This window comes from Anabaena catenula FACHB-362 (assembly GCF_014698735.1).
Classification (GTDB): domain Bacteria; phylum Cyanobacteriota; class Cyanobacteriia; order Cyanobacteriales; family Nostocaceae; genus Anabaena; species Anabaena variabilis_A.
Genome location: NZ_JACJTQ010000028.1, coordinates 1 through 20502 on the forward strand (window position 1 = coordinate 1; position 20502 = coordinate 20502).

Here is a 20502-nt window from a genome sequence, read left to right on the forward strand (position 1 = left end):
TTGGTCATTGGTCATTGGTCATTGGTCATTGGTCATTGGTCATTGGTCATTGGTCATTGGTCATTGGTCATTGGTCATTGGTCATTGGTCATTGGTCATTGGTCATTCGTAATTAATTATTCTGTCTCCATCTCCGCGTCACCGTGTCACCGTGTCACCGCGTCTCTCAATCTCCCGCGTCCCTAATTTTCTAACTTACATTCCAAAGCTTTTTTCTGCATGGTTTTGAAAATGTTGTAAAAACCGTTAGCACGGGAAGGTGTCAAGCTAACATTTAAACCAGTAGCTTGAATAAAATCAGGAGTTAATTGGACGATTTGTGTGGGTGTGAGTCCGTTTAATCCTTCTACCAAAAGTGCTACTAATCCCTTAGTTAGCTGGGAATCAGAATCTCCCTGAAAAACAACTTTCCCATCATCCAATGATGCTGTCACATATACCTGTGAGACGCAACCAGGAACTTTGTTTTCGGGTAATTTATCAGCTTCGGGAAATTCTGGCAATTTCTGAGCATACCAAATTAACTGTTCGTAACGTCGCTTTGGTTCAGCAGCACGTTGGAAGCGTTGGACGATTTTAGCTAAAGCAGGTGGTAAGGAATCAAGAGTTGAGGACATAATAAATTCAGGAAATAATTCAGTCTCATCTTGAGTTTAAATTATCTGGAGAGCGATCGCCCGTATTCAGTTTACCCATCGCTCATGGTATTTTGAGTCAAAAAAAGACAATTTATCTGGTAATTGTATTGCTGATGACCAAATGGCATCAGTAAAGTGATTGTTTATATTAAGTATTGGCAACAACTGTTAAATATTGCTTCAAAAATCGGCTTTTTGTTGATTTTTCCGATGAATTTTGAAGATTATATTCTCAATGATTCAATAATCTCAGGAGAAAACCCGATGTTGACCTCTAGCTTACTCGCTACTGTACCCACAACCCTAGAATGGAGTCCTACTGTTGGCATCATCATGATTCTCGCCAACATTCTAGCGATCGCTATCGGCAAGTTTACAATCAAGTATCCTAATGCAGAACCTGCTCTACCTGCACCCAATTTCTTTGGTGGTTTTGGTTTACCTGCTGTATTAGCAACCACCTCCTTTGGTCATATTTTAGGTGCAGGCATCATCTTAGGACTCCACAACATCGGCAGAATCTAAGCTTGAGTGCAATTTTGCTTGTATTAAATCGATTTATTGTTTATTTTTCCAGCTAAGAGCCAGAAATCAAGTTTTCTGGCTTTTTCTCCTTGACTTATGCCTCCTGTGAGACGGGAGCATCTCAACAACAGATATTCACAGTTATTTGCCTATCATCTGTATTTTTTGATGAAGTTCAATTATGCATAAATACGGTTTTTAAAACTACACGGGTAAAGGTGCTACACCATGCAACTGACGCACAGCATTGAGACAAACTAGGCAATCACAGCCAAACAACTTAATCGCCTCATTACTTTCTGCATCAGTGAATTCTAGTTCATCTGACTGATTTTGAGCAGGTTGAACTTGCGCCAATTTCATATCTGGTTTAACCGTCGTAGGAGTAACATCATCCGCCTGTATACATACCTGACGTACATTTGCTGAGTGGGGAGAACGGACACAAGAAAGATGAGTGCCAACAGGGGTAACTGTTTGACTAGCATGAACTGGTCTACCCATCATCACCATAGATAGCATAGACGTAAACAAGACAGGACTAGAAAGCAAGGCCAAGATAAATTTTCTGTTCATTTCTGGAAAAAAGTTTATGGCTAGGAAAACAAACCAACCATCTTTTCAGACCAGTTGATTGTTAATCAGTCCATCTTATCCAAATTAGCTAAAAATATCTGAATTAATTCAATGTCATCCATACAGATTTCTATCTTGGCTTCTAGCTGGGAAACAAAACAAAAAATTACCCAGCAGAAATTACCTTAGTTGAAACCTGAAAACCTTTTCCAACTCCGTAACGTACAGTTTTAAATTCTACAAAATTGGTCTCTGGATCATAAACAGTATAAATTGCTTCTCCAGGATTTCTGCCCACATTACCCACACCTATCACTTGACGCGGAGAAATTTCCACAGTTTCAGGAGTAGGGGAACTATCCAAAGTTGTCACACCTGTAGTAATAGAACCGGCTTCTAGCTGATATCTAAAAGCCAAACCAGAACGACCGCAGAATAAATTATTTGCTTGCATACGTCCCAAACGGTCAAGCATTTGGATAGGAGACGTTTCTGGCGTTAGTGCTTCATCAATTGCTACCGTTGAACCGTGAATTAATAAACAATCAAGTTCAAAAAAACCAAAATCTAAATTTCGCAACCATTGCACAGTCGGACGAGAAACCGAATCCCAAAGTAACTTAACAGTATCTCCTCCATACTTAGCCATTAACTCCGTCGGTTCCCCAGTCCCAGCCACACCATGCAGAATAAAACATTGTTCTTCCCACCAACCCTTACAAACTAACGGTTCCAACTCCCCGCGCTTTGGGTTACGAACTCTTGCAACCAACTTCTCAGAATCTTGATTTGGCCCCACCAAATCACCCAAAATATATAAAGCCTCAACATCTCGCAGACGCTTAACATCAGCCATTACAGCCTCATAAGCCGCCAAATTACCCTCAATTCCACTCAAAATAGCCCATTTAGTCATTTTCTTATTTCTCTGCGCCCTCTGCGCCTCTGCGTGAGACAAAAAATGTGTTTCATTTACCCGAAAGTCACTGTGCTGTAATCTATATTCTTCTGGTGGGAAGGGAGTAGGACATCAACAAATGATAAAACTTAGACACAAAAAGACTTTCAACTCTGTCACCTGTCACCTGTCACCTGTCACCTGTCACCTGTCACCTGCTATGTGTGAACTTTTGCAAAAAGTCTCAAGCCCTACTTAGTACAAACATGAGTTGCATCATCAGCCCTTTCAGCATATTCCAAACCTTGAGACAAACGCCAAGCAAAAATAGCAGGTAAACCCTTCTCAATAATTGCGGCACAGGTTTTTTGATAATTGTAAGCAACTTCCCGCAGCTTCACATCTTGATTATCGGTGTCATAAATCACATAAGTTGCATTAGGTCTTCCATGTCGAGGTTCTCCCACAGAACCGACATTAATAATCCGTTTCAAGTTAGCTGTAAAATTGATTTCCCTTGCTTCTGTACCTTCACCTTGAACACGCACTTGCAAACTACCTGCATCCAAATTACGCACATAAGGGACATGAGTATGTCCACAAAAAAGCACATCTGCATCTGTAGAAAGTACTCGCTCCAAGGCTGCAAAAGCGTCAAGTTCAGGTAACAAGTATTCGTGGTTGCTGTGAGGACTACCGTGAACAAAAGCTAAATTTTCCTCACGCAAACTATGGGGTAATTGGGCTAGAAATTCTCTATTTTCGGGGTTGATTTGTTGATTTGTCCATTCATGAGCTATTTTACCCCTGTTTTCAGCTAATAAAGAAGGATAACTGCAATCACAAGCATTTAAACCTTCTACAATATCTTCATCCCAACAACCAGAACAAGTAGGAATATCCAGAGCACGAATTTGTGTCACTACCTCATTTGGATAGGGGCCATATCCGACTAAATCTCCCAGACAAAATATTTTTTCTGCTTTTTGGTTATCTATATCTGATAAAACGGCATCCAAAGCTTCTGAGTTGCCATGAATACAAGACATTACTGCTATTTTCACTGAGTTATTTCTCCTTCTGATAAAATCTCTTTGACCTGTTCTTGGTATTGTTTAATGCCGATATCTGACAAATAACAATCTTGCAAAGTTTGTTTAATTGCTAACTCGTCTAAATTTTTACCCCATACTTCTATACCACTAAAGCGCTGTGGTCTGCCTTCTAAATGACGTGGTAAGTCTAATTCCAGAAAATCGGTTGCTGGGATACCCGCAACAAAATCACCGTAAATTGACCGACCATCAGCTACATCAAAAATTCCTTTAGCACGAGTAACTTGACCATAAGCATGATGAGTAATTTCATACCAAAAGTCATGTAAACTGTCTTCGTCAATAACTTGACCACTGCTGGGAACGCGCCAAAGTTGACTTGGGGAAATACTGATATCAATATTTGCACCTTTGATAATTTTTTCTGCCCAATTATGATATTCAGAATCTTTGAGGTGTGGTGGTAAAATGGCTATAGCAATGTAGGGTACATCGTTTAATATTTGCTGAATTGCCGTTAATTCCAAATAAAACCCCAGTTCAATATAGGCTAGTTTGGCGGTTTCTAGCTGGGTGTAAAATTCGATTTCTTGACCATCTCCAAAGACTTTTACTTCTGGGAATTCCGCAGCTATGCGCGTTTGGTCTATGGGAACCTTGCCATTTCCAGGACTATAATAAATTACATTGTCAAGGGAGGCGCTATTTTGCAACTTTTGGCAAATCCAAGTAGTTTTCCCACAGCCAGCAAGTCCAGCAACAACTGTGATGATTGGTATATTCATATTTTAATGATAATCATTATTGTGTATTTTGCCAAATTTTAAGTATTTTAAAGTTTACACGACTGGTTCTAGATTTTTACCAGAAATGCCAAGATCGATGGAGATACTTGAGGAATAGACCTTAGGTACTTCCAAATAAAAAAATACCCCATGGTTTTTAGGCCAGAGGGAGGAAAAGTAGTTTGAATGCTTGATTCATTCAGATACCAATTGCTTTATAGCCATTTTCGGGTAAATGAACTACATTTTTTTGTCTCACGTTCCAGACGCAGAGTCACTCCAGAGAAATGAAGAGTGTGGTATAAATAAGTGAAAACTGCTGTAATCACCAATGACTAATTTTTTTATCATCCCAAACTTCTAAATCCAGTTCTTGGAGATAGATTAACCCGTTTTGAATTTGTGCTTTTGTTCCTTGTAAATCTAGCTCAAACCAACCATCACCAATGGCATCACGTCCTAGAATTGCTACTTTGATATTCACAGTCAGTCCGTAGTCAGACACTAAACGAGAAATTACAGGTTCTTGGTGATAGTCTTTAGGAATTCTCACCCGAATTCTTTGATAGATAAGTGCATTTTCACTAGCCATAAAAACCTCTTGCAAAGAAAGGAATTTGATATTTTTTCTAGTAATGCCAATTTTATGTAAGGCTGCACAAAATTATGAAATCCATTGATATTTAAATCATTGCAATTACGACTTATTCAACTTCTTTAATTTTGGTTTTCCGTTCCAGAATCTCCTTCAGCACCAAAGTTACTACTGCTAAAAGCGCCAAAATTACAGCCGCAGAAAAAGCAGCTTCGGATTCATACTGTTTATAAGCGTCTTCAACAAATAACGGTAGACTCTGAGTTGTATTGGCAATGTTACCAGATACGACTGAAACAGCGCCAAATTCACCCATTGCTCTGGCATTAGTTAAAATTAAGCCATAGAGTAAGCCCCAACGGATACTGGGTAAGGTGACACGCCAAAATGTCTGCCAATCATTTGCACCTAAGGTTCTAGCTGCTTCTTCTTGATCTTTGCCATATTCTTCTAAGATGGGAATTACTTCTCTGGCCACAAAAGGCATACTCACGAATGCTGTAGCTAGAACCATGCCGGGAAATGCAAAGATAATCTGGATATTATGTGCTTGAAGCCAAGGACCAAACCAGCCCTGTCTTCCATAAAGTAGCACAATCATTAAACCAGCTACGACAGGGGAAATAGAAAAGGGAAGGTCAATTATACTCAGAACTATAGCGCGTCCTGGAAATTTATGACGAGCGATCGCCCAAGCCGCACATAAACCAAATACTGTATTTACAGGCAAGGAAATTAAAGCCAGTAACAAAGTTAGCCAAGCGGCATGGAGAAATTCCGGTTTTGTGAGGTTAGATAGAAATGGACTGAATCCTTTTTTGAAAGCTTCAAAAAAAAGGTTGATCGTTGGGATATATTGGACTAGAAATAAATAAGCGATCGCGATCGCAATCAAAACACCTGGAACCCAACTTTGCTGTTGGCGACTATTTCTCTTATCTGTTGTCATATCTTCTAGCCCAAGCTTGTAAGAAATTAATTGCCAGTAACAGCACCAAAGAAATTGCTAGTAAAACCACACCAATAACAGTTGCACCAGAATAGTCATACTGTTCCAAGCGCTGGAAAATTAGCACAGGTGCAATCAAATCTTTAAAAGAGGTATTGGAAGAAATAATTACCGTTGAACCATACTCCCCGACTGCGCGGGAAAAACCCAAAGCCACACCAGTCAAAATTGTCGGAAATAAAGGCGGTAAAATTACTTTCCAGAAAGTCTGCCATTGAGTCGCACCCAGACACCAAGCTGCTTCTTCAATTTCATGTTCCATTTCCTGAAGCACAGGTTGCACAGTCCGCACGATAAAAGGCAGAGATATAAATATCATTGCTACCCCAACTCCCAACCGGGTAAAAGATACCTTAATTCCCAGTGGTGCTAACAGTGAACCAATCCAACCATTATCGCTGTAAACAGTTGCTAAAGTTAAACCAGCAACAGATGTTGGTAAAGCAAAAGGTAAATCTACCGTGGCATCAATTATCCGTTTGAAAGGGAAATCATAACGTACCAATACCCAAGCAATCAAAGTTCCAAACACACCATTGAGTAGCGCCGCAAACAGTGAAGTGACAAAAGTAACGTTGTAAGTGGACAATGCTAACTCATTGGTAGCGATTTCCCAAAACTTAGCCGGAGGTTCCGTACTGGCTTTGAGGAACATGGCCGTTATGGGAACAAACAACATCACAAATAGGTATCCGATGGTAATTCGCCAAGTCCAAGGAAGGTGAATCACATTATCTAAGAATACCTTCCAAACAGAAGGTTTAATGTTAGCTTGCACAGGAGAAGATACAGTCATAATTCAGAATTGAGTCAATAGTTATTTTTCACAAATTACCAATTACCGCTTCTTTTTGGCTTGGATTTGGTCAAAAACTGTCCCGTCAGCAAAAAACTTGTTCTGAACTGCATCCCAACCACCGAATTCCTCAACTGTACCCAAAGTTTTTACTGGAGGATATTTATCTGCAAATTCCTTAGTTTTAGCTACAGTATCATCTACAGGACGAAATCCTACCTTGGCAAATTCCTGTTGTGCTTCTGGGGTAAAGAGAAATTTAACGAAACCTTCTGCTACTTCACGATTACCGTGTTTATCAACATTCTTATCTACAACAGCAATGGGATTATCAATGGAAATATTCACATCAGGGATAATCGCAGTCACTTTTTCACCCTTTTGTTCTGCTAATACAATTTCATTTTCGTAGTTTATCAGAGCATCACCCTGACCTTGCTTGAAAAATGCATCTGTAGCTTCACGGGCATCTTTTGTTAATATGGGAACATTGTTGTAAACCTTACTCACAAACTCAGTGGCTTTGGCTTCATCTCCACCAGTTTTAATGACTGAGTTCCACAGTGCAAGAAAATTCCAACGCGCAACTCCTGATGTTTTGGGATCAGCGGTAATCAGTTTAACATCATCTTTTGCTAAATCTGCCCAAGTCTTGATACCTTTCGGGTTGCCTTCACGAGTGACTAAAGCTGCTACAGACTTAGAAACAATAGCATTGTTGGGAACTTCTTTTTCCCATCCTGGCTCAATTAATCCCGCTTTTTCAATTTTTGATGTATCCCCAGCCAGTGCCAAGTGAACAATATCTGCTTCTAAACCATCAATTACAGCGCGAGTTTGAGAACCAGAACCACCATAACTTTGTTTAAAGGTGACAGTTTGGTTATGTTCTTTTTGCCATTTTTCCACAAATTTAGGAATAATGGCTTCGTGAGCAGCTTTGGTGACAGCAAAAGAGACAAGGGTTAGTTCTACATTCTGCTTCTTTTCACCAGCAGTAGTTTCAGTGGTAGTTGTAGTAGTATTACTATTATTCGCACCAGAGCAAGAAGCAAGTGCTACAGTCAAAATTCCCCCGACTAAAAAGAGTGATACAAAGCCTTTGAGCGAATTTGGTCTTAACCTAAGTTGCGATTGTTTCAGTAGACGCTGCCATAAATTCATTTTTTTTGCTCCTGTTAAACTACAGTTAGTTGATAGAAATAAAGTACATATACTTTATGCTAATACGCGATTGCAGGTATCTGGTGATGAAATCTAGATCAAACCTCACATTAGCGATAGGTAATATGGGGATTTTAGCAGTTTCATAAAAAATTACAATACCATAAATTAGCTAGTATCAATTTATGACCATAATTATTTTGTCAACAAATAGATATTCTACTGAGCGCAAAGTATTATTTAATGTTAATTGCTACGTGTAAATTCTAAAATAGATTACAGATTTTATTCCCATAATTCTTTGATATGAATCATTTATAAATAATTCATGCATCAAAAACGGCGCATATTTATCAGTAATAAACAATACACACTATGTCCGATTGGGGAATAGTTGTTTTTAAGTGTGAGAACTATTGATTTTCTATGTCGCATCTGATACGCTCTTTTTTAGACAGCAACTACGGTAATTCGACCAAAAAACCGTTGATTGTATTTATCCTTATGCAAGGCAAATCCATGACATATAATTTCTCAAAAACTGCCCAATTCCTACAAACAACAAAGCCAGTCTTTACACCTTTCCAATCCTATTCAGCGTTATTTTTAGCAGCAGGATTGGGTATAAGCACTATCCTGCCAGTGTTTGCAGGTACAGCCCAAAAAACCCAACTCATTAGTCAAAAAGGTAAAAAAGTTGAAATTACCTTAGTTAGTTACGCAGTCACCAAAGCTGCTTATGAAAAAATCATTCCTAATTTTGTGGCGAAATGGAAGAAGGAAAAAGGGCAAGAAGTGGTGATTAGGCAGAGCTATGGTGGTTCAGGCTCTCAAACTCGTGCTGTGATTGATGGCTTACCCGCAGATGTGGTAGCTCTAGCATTAGCACTGGATACCAAAAAAATTGAACAAGCAGGATTGATTAACCCAGGTTGGGAGAAAGACGCTCCGAATAGTTCAATTATTACCCGTTCAGTAGTTGCACTCGAAACTCGTGCTGGTAATCCCAAAAAGATTAAAACTTGGGCTGATTTGGGAAAACCTGGTGTGAAAATTGTCACAGCTAATCCCAAAACTTCTGGTGGTGCAAGATGGAATTTCTTGGCTTTGTGGGGTGCAGTGACTAAGAATGGGGGAAATGAAACCCAGGCTTTAAAATTTGTAAATGATGTGTTTAGAAATGTAGTTGTTTTACCCAAAGACGCACGAGAATCCAGTGATGCTTTTTACAAAAAAGGTCAGGGGGATGTATTACTCAATTATGAAAACGAAGTCATCTTAGCTGCACAACAAGGAAAGACAGATGTTTCTTACGAAGTCCCTTCTGTCAATATTTCTATAGAAGGCCCTGTGGCCGTTGTGGATAAAAACGTTGATAAGCATGGAACTCGTGAGGTTTCAGAAGCTTTCGTTAAGTTTCTTTTCACTCCAGAAGCACAGCGTGAGTTTGCTAAAGTTGGTTTTAGACCAGTTAACGCCGCTGTGGCTAAAGAAGTACAGAATAAATTCCCCAAAATTACTCAACTCTACACTGTAGGAAGTCTTGGTGGTTGGGATGCTGTCCAGAAGAAGTTCTTTAATGATGGTGCTATTTTTGACAAAATCCAAGGTGGACGGCGATAAATTTATCTACTTGAGAACTTACACACTGACATTATAAAGTGATACAGTTGATTTAAGGGTAATTGTAGGTTGGGTAAAACTATACTGTAGTGCTAACCCACAGATAACGCCCACGCGTAGCGTGCCGTAGGCATAACTCAATATTTTCGTAATTTTGTGGGGTTTTGTTCCTCTCCTACAGGGCAGCAAGCTACTACCCAACCTACGCAATTTAAGGTTTTTGGCGCTAACACCAAGCATATTGAACGATAAGATTCTCAACAAAAGTAGAAAAGTAGAGAATATTATGTCATTTTAGATTTTGGATTGTGAAACACTGACTGTATCAGTTTTGCAGTTTTCTGTATGTCGCAATCGTTTAAAAAATTGATTAGCAGTAAAATAACTTATTCTTAAACAAAATTTAACCTTGGGAATACTTAATTTAATCCAACGAAATGATACAAATAACTAGGTTGTAATTAAGTAAAAAGTCATGAACTTGGATACATTATTGCAAGAATTTAAAAAATGCAGTCTATTACAATACAATGGACAGCTAAATATTCAGGGTATACAGGGAAATAAATGGACTTTTTATTATCAACTAGGACAGATAGTTTGGGCAACAGGAGGAGTTCATCCTCGTAGACGTTGGCTGAGAAATATGAATTTAATTTGTCCAGAAATTGATATTGATAAAATCGAGCTACGGGATGAGAATATTTTAATTGAGTATTGGGATTATCTATTGCTAGAAAATTTATATCATACAGGCCAGATCCAGCAGAAACAATTTAATGATTTTGTCACCAATACTATAGGGGAAATTCTATTTGATTTAGCTCAACAGGTAAATGTTGCTGACTTCAGTTGTGAAATCAACCAAGACACAATCTTAAAAGCACTGATGATTTCCACCAGTACAAATATGTTTATTAAGGCAATGCAAGATGCCTGGCATAACTGGTCGCAAGCGGGTTTAAGAAGGATTTCACCTCATTTATCCCCAGTTATTCGGCAGCCTGAAAAACTGAGACAGCAAGTAAGTAACAGTTTCTACAAAAACTTTGAAAGGTTAATAAATGGACAACATACGCTATTGGACTTAGCTGCAAAAATGCGGCAAAGTGTTTTAGCTGTCACTCATTCATTGCGGCTGTTTATTGAGAAAGGAATTGTCGAACTTATAGAAGTACCTGATTTGCCATCATCAATAATAAAAATTCAACAAAGCTTGAACTATAAGCAACTAAATCAAGAAAATTCACCTCTTATTGCCTGTATTGATGATAGTCTTCTAGCGTGTAAAATATTAGAGAGCATTATTGTATCTAACGGTATGAGATTTCTTGGCATTCAAGATCCATTACAAGCGATACCGATTTTAATTCAGCATCAACCAAACCTGATATTTTTAGATTTGATTATGCCCGTTAGTAGTGGTTATCAAATTTGCGAACAATTACGACGCTGTTCTTATTTTGCCAATACGCCAATTATCATATTAACGGGTAGTGAAGGTGTTTTTGATAGATTCAGGGCTAGGGTGTTTGGAGCAAACGATTTTATTAACAAACCTGTCTATAATGATAACGTAGTGCAAATAATGCATCAGTATTTACAGACTAAATCATCAGAGATAAATATACCTGAGTTGGTATTATATGATTAGATATTGTCCTCAAGGAATTACTTAAATTTGAGTGGTAATCCGTCCTGAAATACTAATAGTTCTCCTGGTTGGATTGGTGTCCAAACTTCGTTATCTGTAAGGGGTGTAGTAGCGATGATAGCAACGCGATCTCGCTGTGTTGTCAACTCACTAAAATCGACAGTCATATCTTCATCAATCAAGTGAGCAGCGGCAAAAGGTGCTTGTCGGATAATGTAGCAGAGTTTGGTTGAGCAATGAGTAAAGAAATGTTTTCCATCTGATAGTAGATAGTTAAAAACACCTAGTGATGCTATTTCTTCCGTAATTTTACGCAGTACTTGATAAAGTTCTTCTAACGGGGGTTGTCCTTGAGGAAAATTTTCTCGTAAAGTATTGAGCATCAAGCAAAATGCTTGTTCGCTATCTGTGTCACCTACAGGTTGAAAAATACCTTTACTTTCAACTTGAAAATCTGGCAAGTTACCATTGTGGGCAAATACCCAATATCTTCCCCACAGTTCCCTACGGAAAGGATGACAGTTTTCTAGGGTGACTTCACCTTGAGTAGCTTTGCGGATATGGGCAATCACATGGGTAGAGTGGATGGGATAGCGCCTTACTAACTCTGCTAGTGGAGAATCGATAGAGGGTTTGGCATCAAGAAACATCCGGCATCCTTTACCTTCAAAAAAAGCAATGCCCCAACCATCACTATGTTCATCGGTTTTGCCTCCTCGTGCAGAAAAACCTTCAAAGGAAAAGCAAATATCCGTTGGCACATTGCAGTTCATTCCCAGCAGTTGGCACATTAGTGTTGCAGTTCTGATGTTTAAATTAATAACTCTGGACAAAGATACTTCACAATAACTGATCTATGTTGATGCGATCGCTTTACTTTAAGTATTTCACACTTAGCGATTATAAGGCAGGGAGCAGGGGAAAAGGGTTTTATACCAACCAATTCTATAGCAATCCTACTGGAGTTGAGAACTTATCGGTGAGTCAAGGGAACAGGGAATAGGGAACAGAAGTGTTCATGAATCATTTAGGACTGCCATATGTGAGGTTGCGCCAAATAAATGTTGTATGGCTTATATAGGGTTACTATTTGATTTTTGAACATATACCTAGGGTGGGCATTGCCCACAATATGCGGTTTTTGGTGGGCAATGCCCACCCTACAATACTTAGATATTTTATGGCTACGCCACGCAAGCTATTAGAAATCAATTAGGATTCCTATATGAATTTACTTATTCTTAACCTACTGTTAAACTAAACATAAACAACTATAATCCTATAGACTTTTGGTATTTATATTTACACCCATAACTTTGGGTAGCCATCCAGCCTACTGGCAATAGGCGCAAAATTTCCTGGAGGTTGAGATGAATCCAATGTTTCTAGCTGCCAATGATTTGCCACACATAGCATTCAGATTAACGCTGGCGCTCTTGGTGGGTTGTATTATTGGATTAAACCGTCAAAAAGGCGGTAGACCAGCAGGTATGCGAACATTCATGTTAGTGAGTATGGGTGCTGCCCTATTTGTGATGATTCCTTTGCAGGTTGAAGGTGAAAGCCCCTATGCAGCTACCAATGCACTGAGTCGGACGATTCAGGGTGTAACAACTGGGGTCGGATTTCTGGGAGCCGGATTGATACTCCAAGAATCGCCCAGAAGAGATGAAGTGCCAAAAGTGCGGGGTTTAACTACAGCTGCCTCTGTATGGATTGCGGCTGGGTTGGGGGCTGCCATTGGCTGTGGTCTTTGGCAAATGGGATTATTGGGAGCGCTTCTAACTCTGATTACCCTAAGTGGGGTGAAGCGGTTAAATCGTCTATTTAAGGTTTTAATTCGTCAGGGTCATCAGGAAACAACTCAGGAGTTAACAATCGTTGATGATGACGATTGATGCTCTTTTTTCGGCAATTTTTGAGCAAATTTTTGAGCAAATTTTAATTATTCTCTCAGGAGTAATTCAGGGCGATGGGGGATGCTAGGTGAATGTCTGGCTGAAGTGGGTTAGCTCTAGAAGAGAAAAATAGCAAATAATAGATATATGGACAAACGCCATTTTTTGCAAATTAGTGCCGTTCTAGTTGGTACGGCCTTTTTTTCACGTTATATCAATTGGAGTTCAGAAACTATGGCAGCTTCTCAGAGTGAGTTTGCAGTGACGAAACCTGAAAACGAGTGGAAATCAATTTTAACGCCGGAACAGTTTCAGGTGTTGCGGAAACATGGCACAGAACGCGCCCACACTAGCCCTTTAGACAAAAATTATGCCCCAGGTACTTATGTTTGTGCAGGGTGTGGACAGGCTTTGTTTACCTCAGAAACCAAGTTTGACAGTGGTACTGGCTGGCCGAGCTTTTTTAAACCGATTGAGGGTGCGATCGCAACCACTACGGATCGGTCATTTTTCATGACTAGAGTTGAAGTACATTGCAGTAACTGCGGTGGACATTTAGGCCATGTGTTCAATGATGGACCCAAACCAACAGGTCTGCGCTACTGTATGAACGGTGTATCGTTGCAGTTTACACCTGCTTAGATTACTAATACGCCTCAACTTTTAAATTTTAACAAGGGGGTTAAACTCCTTGTTTTATTTTATTATAGGGAGGAAATTGTCATGGAAACCGTGTCTAGTATTGAAACTTGTAGTTGTTTCTGATGAGGTTTTAATGAAATTGTTGAACCAAAAACGATAAGTAAGGATTAGATAATGCAAGTTCTCAAAAGAGCCATCAAACCAGAAAGTTATATATCGTTCCTCCACATCTACCAAACTACTTGGGGGACTGCTGGTGATATTTGTTTAGTTCGTGAATCTGTGGCTAAAACTAGTACATCAAAGTTCGTAGGCCGCAGAATTCAACTAGCTCTCCCCAAAGGGATGGAACGTGATTATATGGTGGGTGTTCCAGTGATAAAAGTTGCAGGTCATGTAGGTGATGGACATCCTAAAGATAAGAACTCGGAATGGGAGGCTTATGATGGTGTAGATCCAGAAATAGCAACTACTGTTTTAAAAATTTGGGGCTTTAAGTTAATTGAATTGTAAAGGTTTTTAGCTTAACCTACTGCATAATCGGTAAATTTTCGTGTATTAAGGGGAATGAAACCCGATAACAATGTCTTATTTGGGAACATTAAGTTGAACTAATTCTTCAGCAATATCAACTTATTTTCCATTCCATTGAATCCAGATTTTTTCTTTTTTAATGTCGAGGTGCAGAGAACAGCCATATACTCGACATTTATTTTCCCAGCCAATATAGACAATCTGAATCATGATCCCTTTGTGTATCGAAGATTGTCTCTACTTCAATTTCTCCATAAGCAGGTTTATAACTGGCGTATTTCGTCAGGATTTGCTGAATATATTGGCGATAATCTTCTAACTTTGCCATAGAACATATTGTTACGAGATAAAGTTATCTCAATTATAGGAATCTTACAGCAGAATTCAGGAGTCAGGAGTCAGGAGTCAGGAGTCAGGAGTCAGGAGTAAAACTGTCTTTGTGTATAGGTTTCAATTTAGATTTTGTACCTCCTAACTACCCAACCTGCTGTAATTAGATAATTTTATTAAATACCCCTGAAAGTCTTGATGTTTCTCGAATTGGAATTTTTCATAAATTTCGATTTTAACTTTTTCCTCCAGATATTCTTTTTGTTGGATTTGATCACCTAAATCTGTTAACCAATTTGGCGGATTTTGTAGTAAATCATTTATTAGTTCTTGATTTTCTGAAAAAGACTGGATACTAATATGAAATATACCTGTCAATTCTTCCGTCTCGCTCCCATTTCTAGGTGAATACTGAACTAGTTTACCAAGTTTAGACTTATCAAGGATTAAAATTCTTTGATTACCAGTATAGTCATACACAGTAAAAACTGGAATATCAAAATTTTCAATTGTATAGCATCCCTGAAAACCTTTCAATTCTATTTTTGGACAATCATTTTGCTGCTTGGATTTGAAGTTGGCTCTATTTGGAAGAAGACTATTCATATCCAAATTTATAGTTAGAATAATTAGATTTTCTTTAAATACATCAATTGCTGCATCAAACTGACTGATATCAATCTCTTGGCACAAATTTTCTATTTCTTCTATAATTCTTAAATTTTCGGATATTGCTAACTCTCTACCGTAGGTAATACCCATATCAGAATATTTCAAATACCATTCTTCAAAAAAAGCAGCTTTTTCTGAAACTTCTATGATACCAAATGGATTAATGCTAATTTCTAAACCTGCATGAATTATATCTTCATACAACCCATGATAACTGAGAATATTTCTAATTATTGTTGATTTATCAAAGCTCTCAGTAAAATCTTGTTTAAATTCAGCGACTTTTTTAGAATTGATGTTTTTAGTTCTTAGTAAAGTTTTTATCCGTTCTTCAGCTTTTGGTTTCAAACTCTCTAAGAATGGAATTAAGGCTGATTCAATATTATTAATATCCAGTCCAAGGATTCTTAAATTTTCAGTATTATCTTTAATTTTATTAGCCAGTTCGATAAAGGTATCTACCGAGTAACTTATATTATTTAATTCGTGGGAATCTAGAGTTTCTGATAATCTAAATTGATTAATTATTTCTTGCCGATTGTTTTTTTGCAATTCTCTAAGCAATAGCAGCAAAAAATATTGTTTATAGTAGAGTTCACTTCCATGATGATCTTCCCAAATAAAAGAAAAATCTTTTTGAATATGATTTTTTCTAAAATAAAAGTTGATTAAAACTCCAAGACCTTTAGGAACTATATCATGATTTATCCAGATTGCATTTGAATCAGATGGTTGATTGTAATTCCATAGATATTTAATATAGTCATATCTTTGTTTGGAAATACAATATGCTCCAGCACCAAAAATAATATCTATAAGGTTATTAAACTTGAACTTAGAAGTAATATCCTCTCTAAGTTTATCTTCTTTCTGTTGAGCTTCCTCTTTTTGAACTTCATTACAGCAAGGTTGTAATAATTTTACTACTTCATTAACAATTTTTAGACAACTAATTAGCTGATCTCTTGTACGAATATGTTTAATTTGCTGCTTTAAATTATTTATTTTACTGCTTATGTGATATGTTTCATCTATTTCTTTGTATTTTTGATAATTGCACCCTCTAACAAATGATATATAATTATCAATATTTCCATAACCTGAATCGTGTAGTGTTATAGAATTTATCAAATTAGATACCAAACTTTTAAACAGAGAAGTTTTATTATTAGATATAATATCTTTAATACCATAAAAAAAGTATCTATCAAATAACTCTAAATATGAAATATCAAAGAATTTATTAAAAACAACATTTTTGTACCAGCTTATGGTGACAGTGGATGCTGAATCATCTTTATTTTCTTTAATGCTTCTTCTGATTTCAGCAAGATTTTTAAGCAATTCTTCTACAAGCAAATTATTATTAGGAATCTGAGATATATCTGTAAGTAACGAAATAATATGATCAGTTGCAACCCAATCAATTTCAGCATTATTTACTTCTAAAGCTGCTTCGCGGATTCTCAAAAGTTGATTTATTGCTGCTGTAAATGAAACTAGATGTTTTTTAGTATCGAATGCCAATAGTAGTTTAGCATTAGTTTTATCCTGAGCATATGTATCAAAGAAATCTTGAGATAAAAGTAACCGCTCAAATTCTTTAGGGCTACTTTTTTGCATCTCAATAAATTGTCCGATTTTCTCTCTAATTCTATATAGTCCTGTTGTGATTTTTTCTTCTCCTTTCTTATTCTTTGTTTCAAATACTAAAATATCACCAGTAGCTTCCAGAGCTTCAATAAATTGTTTTTGTTTTAATTTCAAATCTTGATTATCTACTTTCTTATTTTGAGTTTGGGGAGTAAGTGATTTTTCTATATCATTGAAAAGCTCATCTAATAAGAAATTAGTATCAGTTATATAACGTCGAAGGGTCGCAAAAAATTTGTACAGTATGTAAATCGTAAATATAAATACTATAAAAGTAATCCAGGCAATTATTTTCCAATAACCAGAAATTGAATCAGCAGGGATGAAAAATTTTAGGATAATAGCAGCTATGATATCTATAGTTAACAATATTGGCAGCAGCTTAATTTCCGACTCTTGGCTAAATTTCTTGGTAATAACTCCTGAGTTATATCGCTCCGATATTCTAGAAATAATTTCTAAGCTGAGAGGTATAGCAATAGCAATTATTGCCCCTTGAAAAGCTACTATATCTGAGAGAAAGCTAGTGTTAGGTGACAGAGAAATTATCCAATTTAAACAAGATTGAATCCAGTAAAATATAAATGAAATATTACTAATTACAGGATACTTAAATAATCCCAGAAGAGTTCCTAAACTCATACCAGTTAAGAAGTAAGCTCCATACAAAATGATTTTTTGGTTCGCTAAACTTCTCTGATTCCAAGCCTGAAATACTTGCAGATGTTTCAAAGTACCTGACCAATAGGTTTTGAGTTTTTTCACAATCATATGTATTCTAATCAACTGAAATTTGAAAAATGAATGAAAGAAGGCAGTTTTTAGCAGAATACTTCTAACTTGAAAAAGCTTCTTAATTAGAGTAGTAAATACTTACACAGTATAAAGTGGGCATTTCCCAGCCTACGTTAAATTTTGTACCATGTTGTTCTAAAGTCATGCGATCGCAAACCGTCTTGTCAGTTCGGTCTTTATCCACATCACTCCAAAGTCGCTACCAACTCCTGCAATCGTTCCCTACCATCTCGAAAAACAGACCAACCATCACCTACTAGCACCGCTTCCACCTTCTCCAAACCTGCCAACCTGCGAACAGAAGCCACAGCCTGTTCTCGATTCATCAGCTTTTCATCTGGTAAAATAGTTAAAGTACCGGCTTTGTGCGATCGCACTAAATCCCCAGTAATCAACGTCGTTTCCTCCAACAGCAACGCCAATTCACCGGGAGTTTTAGAACCTTGCATTTCTATCACCTTCAGTCCGGGGACAAACTCCTCACCATCAACCAACCACCTATCGCATAAAATCGGAAAATACTCCTTTTCCCCAGCCGGTCCAGCCACTTTAGCATAGGTTTGATTAGCAATTTCCTTTGCTGATCTCAAATGATCCGAATTCGTCAAAATAATCCAAACCACACCACCGAGAGATTCCAAGTGATTCCAGTCATGATTTGATAAAGCTACTGGATCAATCAAGATATTACCCTCTGGACGAATCCAGGCAAAGCCATTGAAATCAATATTTCTTGCAGGGTTGAAACAAGACCAGCTGTATAAATCAGGACGATGCAGAGATTTCATGATGATTTGGGTTCAGAACCTTCAATAGTTCCTATAGGTCAGCATCAATACTTTATCAAGAATCAATCTATTAAGTTCAAAACTTGTATTCCTCAAAGTCAAAATCGGATATACTACATTAACTCTATCGAGATTTAGTAATTTAGATATTGCCCATTCTCTCCTCTCTCTGCGTCGCGCCAGTTGCTACAAGTCGGGGAACCCTTTCGGCAGTTACTCATGGGGGAAACCCCCAAGACCGCACTGCCTCACCAACGCACTGGCTTCTCAGCGCCTCTGCGGTTCCTTTCTCTTAAAAATCCATCACAACCAAAATCCCCTCACTAACAACGAGGAATCATGGCAACCTACGATAATATTCTACAAAGCATCGGCAGAACCCCATTAGTCAAACTCAACCGCATTACAGAAAACATTTCCTCTACCATTTACACCAAAGTCGAATATCTCAATCCAGGCGGGAGTACCAAAGATAGAATCGCCCTCGCCATGATAGAAGCCGCCGAAACATCAGGACAATTACAACCAGGTGGAACCATCATCGAAGCCACCGCAGGTAACACAGGAGTCGGACTCGCACTTATCGCCGCAGTCAAAAAATATCGCTGTATATTTGTCATGCCCGATAAAATGAGCCAAGATAAAATCAACCTACTCAAAGCTTACGGTGCAGAAGTTGTAGTTACCCCCACATCTGTAGCACCCGATTCACCCGAAAGTTATAACGGTGTAGCTGACAGACTCGCTAAAGAAATTCCCGGCGCGTATCGACCAAATCAATTTGAAAACCCCAATAATCCCCTTGCCCATTATCTCAGCACAGCCCCAGAAATTTGGGCAGATAGTAACGGTAAAATAGATGTTTTTGTCGCGGGAATGGGAACAGGAGGAACAATTTCTGGAGTTGCCAAATATCTCAAAGAACAAAACCCAAATATTACCATTGTGGGTGCAGATCCTGAAGGTTCAATTCTCTCTGGTGATAGTCCCAAATCTTACAAAGTTGAAGGCATTGGCGAAGACTTTATCCCTAAAACATTTAATCGTCAATTAGTTGATGAAATGGTTCGCGTCAGTGATAAAGAATCCTTTAATATGGCGCGTCGTCTCGCACGGGAAGAAGGCTTATTAGTGGGAGGTTCCTGTGGAACAGCAGTCGCCGCCGCCCTTAAATATGCAGCCAGATTAACCGAACCTAAATATATTGTTGTGCTGTTACCCGACACAGGGAGAAACTACATCAATAAAATTTATTCTGATGTTTGGATGCAAGAAAATGGTTTTTGGGAAGGGACAAAAGCCAGAACTATTAAAATTGGGGAAATCCTCTCACAAAAAACAGATTTCCCCTCACTCATTTCTGTTACTTCCCGTGACACTTTAAGTACCGCTACCAACTTACTGCAAAAATTAAATATTTCCCAGCTACCTGTAATTGATAATTATCATGTATTAGGTAGTTTAAACGAAGCATCTTTGATGAAATGTTTACATGACGGTATCAACTTTTCTAATCAAGAAGTTTCCGCAGTCATGGGTAAACCATTACCAATACTAGATGAAGAAGTTGATATTTCTGAAGCTTACCGAGTTCTATTATCGGGAACAACAGGAATTATCATTACCCGTCATGATGTCCCCACAGGCTTAATTACCAGAGCCGATTTAATTAGATATTGGATTAGTCAAACTAATTCGTAATTCGTAATGCTCATATCTTGCACTATCATCTTCGCCGCAAAAATACAAGTCTAATACCATTTCTTTGTGAGCCTGCGCCAAACAATTTTTTTGATCTTTTATTTCTTTCTTTGCGTCCTTTGCTTCGCAACGCTACCGCGAACGCGCCTTCGCGGTTCATTTAATCGGTAT

The 20502-nt window shown here is 38.0% G+C and carries 20 protein-coding genes and 1 pseudogene; 7 read left to right on the forward strand and 14 right to left on the reverse strand.

What is annotated here, in order from left to right:
- Positions 1 to 182: 182 nt before the first annotated feature.
- Positions 183 to 617 carry a SufE family protein gene (locus tag H6G68_RS17315; protein ID WP_127051990.1) on the reverse strand — a complete coding sequence of 145 codons (435 nt, stop codon included), beginning with the start codon at positions 615 to 617 and terminating at the stop codon, positions 183 to 185.
- Between the two features lie 285 nt (positions 618 to 902).
- Here H6G68_RS17315 and psaK point away from each other — a divergent pair, with 285 nt between their 5' ends.
- On the forward strand, positions 903 to 1163 hold the full coding sequence (psaK, locus tag H6G68_RS17320) for a photosystem I reaction center subunit PsaK (protein WP_190907816.1): 261 nt from the start codon (positions 903 to 905) through the stop codon (positions 1161 to 1163).
- A 204-nt stretch (positions 1164 to 1367) separates the two neighbouring features.
- On the opposite strand, the gene H6G68_RS17325 is transcribed toward psaK, so the two are convergent.
- The 8 genes from H6G68_RS17325 to H6G68_RS17360 form a co-directional block, all read right to left on the reverse strand.
- Complete coding sequence (locus H6G68_RS17325) at positions 1368 to 1739, reverse strand: hypothetical protein (protein ID WP_190907758.1); 372 nt, start codon at positions 1737 to 1739, stop codon at positions 1368 to 1370.
- A gap of 166 nt (positions 1740 to 1905) precedes the next feature.
- Positions 1906 to 2655, reverse strand: a complete 750-nt coding sequence (locus H6G68_RS17330; protein WP_190907759.1) for a metallophosphoesterase family protein — start codon at positions 2653 to 2655, stop codon at positions 1906 to 1908.
- 233 nt (positions 2656 to 2888) lie between these two features.
- Positions 2889 to 3701, reverse strand: a complete 813-nt coding sequence (locus H6G68_RS17335) for a metallophosphoesterase family protein (RefSeq protein WP_190907760.1) — start codon at positions 3699 to 3701, stop codon at positions 2889 to 2891.
- Positions 3698 to 4477 carry a GTP-binding protein gene (locus H6G68_RS17340; RefSeq protein WP_190907761.1) on the reverse strand — a complete coding sequence of 260 codons (780 nt, stop codon included), beginning with the start codon at positions 4475 to 4477 and terminating at the stop codon, positions 3698 to 3700. Before H6G68_RS17340 ends, H6G68_RS17335 begins: the two co-directional genes overlap by 4 nt.
- A gap of 325 nt (positions 4478 to 4802) precedes the next feature.
- Positions 4803 to 5069, reverse strand: a complete 267-nt coding sequence (locus H6G68_RS17345) for an NIL domain-containing protein (protein WP_127051985.1) — start codon at positions 5067 to 5069, stop codon at positions 4803 to 4805.
- 112 nt (positions 5070 to 5181) lie between these two features.
- Entirely contained in the window at positions 5182 to 6021 is an 840-nt protein-coding gene (gene cysW / locus H6G68_RS17350) for a sulfate ABC transporter permease subunit CysW (protein ID WP_190907762.1), read from the reverse strand.
- Positions 6008 to 6877: a sulfate ABC transporter permease subunit CysT gene (gene cysT, locus H6G68_RS17355; RefSeq protein WP_190719022.1), complete on the reverse strand. Its 870-nt coding sequence runs from the start codon at positions 6875 to 6877 to the stop codon at positions 6008 to 6010. Before cysT ends, cysW begins: the two co-directional genes overlap by 14 nt.
- 42 nt (positions 6878 to 6919) lie before the next feature.
- Positions 6920 to 8041 carry a sulfate ABC transporter substrate-binding protein gene (locus tag H6G68_RS17360; RefSeq protein WP_190907763.1) on the reverse strand — a complete coding sequence of 374 codons (1122 nt, stop codon included), beginning with the start codon at positions 8039 to 8041 and terminating at the stop codon, positions 6920 to 6922.
- Positions 8042 to 8560: 519 nt separating this feature from the next.
- Between H6G68_RS17360 and H6G68_RS17365 the strand changes: the two genes are divergently transcribed.
- Positions 8561 to 9664 carry a sulfate ABC transporter substrate-binding protein gene (locus H6G68_RS17365; RefSeq protein ID WP_190907764.1) on the forward strand — a complete coding sequence of 368 codons (1104 nt, stop codon included), beginning with the start codon at positions 8561 to 8563 and terminating at the stop codon, positions 9662 to 9664.
- A gap of 475 nt (positions 9665 to 10139) precedes the next feature.
- Positions 10140 to 11318, forward strand: a complete 1179-nt coding sequence (locus H6G68_RS17370; RefSeq protein ID WP_190907765.1) for a response regulator — start codon at positions 10140 to 10142, stop codon at positions 11316 to 11318.
- A 17-nt stretch (positions 11319 to 11335) separates the two neighbouring features.
- On the opposite strand, the gene H6G68_RS17375 is transcribed toward H6G68_RS17370, so the two are convergent.
- Entirely contained in the window at positions 11336 to 12109 is a 774-nt protein-coding gene (locus tag H6G68_RS17375) for a class II glutamine amidotransferase (protein WP_190907817.1), read from the reverse strand.
- 579 nt (positions 12110 to 12688) lie between these two features.
- Between H6G68_RS17375 and H6G68_RS17380 the strand changes: the two genes are divergently transcribed.
- The 3 genes from H6G68_RS17380 (at position 12689) to H6G68_RS17390 (ending at position 14371) form a co-directional block, all read left to right on the forward strand.
- Positions 12689 to 13216, forward strand: coding sequence for an MgtC/SapB family protein (locus H6G68_RS17380; protein ID WP_190907766.1), 528 nt, complete (start codon positions 12689 to 12691; stop codon positions 13214 to 13216).
- Between the two features lie 147 nt (positions 13217 to 13363).
- Positions 13364 to 13858: a peptide-methionine (R)-S-oxide reductase MsrB gene (msrB, locus tag H6G68_RS17385; protein ID WP_190907767.1), complete on the forward strand. Its 495-nt coding sequence runs from the start codon at positions 13364 to 13366 to the stop codon at positions 13856 to 13858.
- Between the two features lie 174 nt (positions 13859 to 14032).
- A complete protein-coding gene (locus tag H6G68_RS17390; protein WP_190907768.1) occupies positions 14033 to 14371 on the forward strand; it encodes a hypothetical protein in 339 nt (112 codons plus the stop codon).
- A gap of 11 nt (positions 14372 to 14382) precedes the next feature.
- Here H6G68_RS17390 and H6G68_RS17395 read toward each other — a convergent pair.
- The 4 genes and pseudogenes from H6G68_RS17395 to H6G68_RS17405 form a co-directional block, all read right to left on the reverse strand.
- Positions 14383 to 14720 (reverse strand): annotated as a pseudogene (locus H6G68_RS17395) (element excision factor XisI family protein).
- A gap of 143 nt (positions 14721 to 14863) precedes the next feature.
- Entirely contained in the window at positions 14864 to 17812 is a 2949-nt protein-coding gene (locus H6G68_RS17400) for a hypothetical protein (protein ID WP_190907769.1), read from the reverse strand.
- Positions 17813 to 17900: 88 nt separating this feature from the next.
- A complete protein-coding gene (locus H6G68_RS27660; RefSeq protein ID WP_277925538.1) occupies positions 17901 to 18026 on the reverse strand; it encodes a hypothetical protein in 126 nt (41 codons plus the stop codon).
- Between the two features lies 1 nt (position 18027).
- Positions 18028 to 18630, reverse strand: a complete 603-nt coding sequence (locus H6G68_RS17405; RefSeq protein WP_190907770.1) for an MBL fold metallo-hydrolase — start codon at positions 18628 to 18630, stop codon at positions 18028 to 18030.
- Positions 18631 to 18969: 339 nt separating this feature from the next.
- Between H6G68_RS17405 and H6G68_RS17410 the strand changes: the two genes are divergently transcribed.
- Positions 18970 to 20331, forward strand: coding sequence for a cystathionine beta-synthase (locus H6G68_RS17410; RefSeq protein WP_190907771.1), 1362 nt, complete (start codon positions 18970 to 18972; stop codon positions 20329 to 20331).
- Positions 20332 to 20502 lie beyond the last annotated feature (171 nt).